The 1,689-nt window shown below is 44.6% G+C and carries 1 protein-coding gene; it reads right to left on the reverse strand.

Annotation, left to right across the window (positions count from 1 at the left end):
- Window positions 1-1,279 (reverse strand): hypothetical protein (locus HGT1_RS18130; RefSeq protein ID WP_176251363.1); only part of this gene is annotated, 1,279 nt, incomplete at its 3' end.
- Window positions 1,280-1,689 lie beyond the last annotated feature (410 nt).

Raw genomic sequence — 1,689 nt, forward strand, 5'->3', positions numbered from 1 at the left:
TGCTTAATATATCTTGAGTAATTAATCCTCCAGAAGTGTCATCTTTTAATGTAATGTTTCCGTCGATGTCTAGGACTACCCCCTTACCGCCGCTCTCACAGACTAGGTCGTCCGCTTGCCATAAGTTAAACGTTGTAGAGTACCTTACTACGGATCGACTCCCCTTAGACATAACAGGGAACCTATCCGCTTGCTGCGACCCAGACCTCATGTTAACCTGCGCACCGACAAGGTTTAGAGTACTACCGCCTCCTGAGCTTTCACATATAATTAAGCTACCAGAAACATTGCCTGACCCGTCATCGTAGTCCGATATAGATCCAGTCCCGTCTCCTGACGAGTCACCTCCTATGTAGTTACCTCCGTTAACAGTAACGTCTGAATCATAACATCTAATTAATCCAGAACCTGTGTTAGCATCATCTCTGGACTCATACCTGCTTTCTACCGCACAACCTGTTAACGTCACGTTTGAGTTTTTAATATCCCAAACATAGCTACCCTTGTAGACGTTATCCGCGCTGGAGTTTTGAGCATTAGAGTAAAGAACCCCGTTAAGGTCGTAAGGGGACTTCCTGTATTTACCGCCAGAGCAATCCTCAAAGTTCCAAGTTGACCCCATCTGCGTACCTAAACCCGAGTCTGGTTGCCAGTTAGTTGTAACTTGGTGGTTAGAATCCTGACCTCGTAAGTGCTTAAATGTTATGTAGAAGTGTCTGCTAGCCCCGTCTGATAAAAAGTGAGCGTAGTAAACAGAGTTTGACGCCCTGTGGTATATATTGCTGAACTCAGAGTGAGACTGCCCTCCACTAAAAACAATATGAACTAAACGCTCATAACCCGTCCCCTCTGCGTCGTAACTGAAGCCCCCTACTAATAAGTCCCTCTGGGTGGAGGTAGTACTGCCGGACCCCCCGTTTATACGCAGGCTGATAATTAAAGCGTTAACCTCGTACTCTTCAGGAGAGTCTATCCCTGAGGGGATTCTGTCGGTATCAAACAAAAGAGAGGAGGACGGGATGATTGTAGTTCTCTGCATCCCTTTACCTAAAATCTTAGCAGGCTTCGCGTACAGGTAAACCGACGTACCCCAGTATACATTACCCTCTGGAAGTACAGTATCCATCTTAAGGTAGAAGTCTGCATCCATAACCCTTTGTACATAAACACCCGCGTCACTAGATGGCTCGTTTATCTGGAAACCTAGGTTTGTTATGTCGTGATAAGACTCTACAGATAAGACGAATTTAACAGAAGGATCGTAGGTAATATAATTCAATTAACCCTTTAATAGCGTCATCCACGTATTGAGAACTTACGCTTAACCCTGTAGGTATATCCCCTTTACGTAGAGGCTCTTGGTCAGTTAAAGGGGCTGGGAGATTAAGGATACGTCTTGAGTTCATATCAAGATTAGCATCCATGTAATTAGGAGTAACACCCTTGCGGTCAAGAGTATCTTCCATTGCTAGCTCAACCTTAGCTAGTTCGTTATTAATACCTTGTAGGGTACTAACGGGTGTACGTGTATAACGTGCCATAGTGTTCCTTATTTACTTTAATGCCTTTTTCTCGTTAGTCCTGTAGTGAGCGTATCCTAGATAGCCTGCACCGAACAGTGCCCACATCTCTGAAGGGATAGCTGATAAGAACATCTGGAATCCTTCTATGAAGATCGTAAGATCACAC

Source organism: Sulfitobacter sp. HGT1, assembly GCF_013282155.1.
Taxonomy (GTDB): Bacteria; Pseudomonadota; Alphaproteobacteria; order Rhodobacterales; family Rhodobacteraceae; genus Sulfitobacter.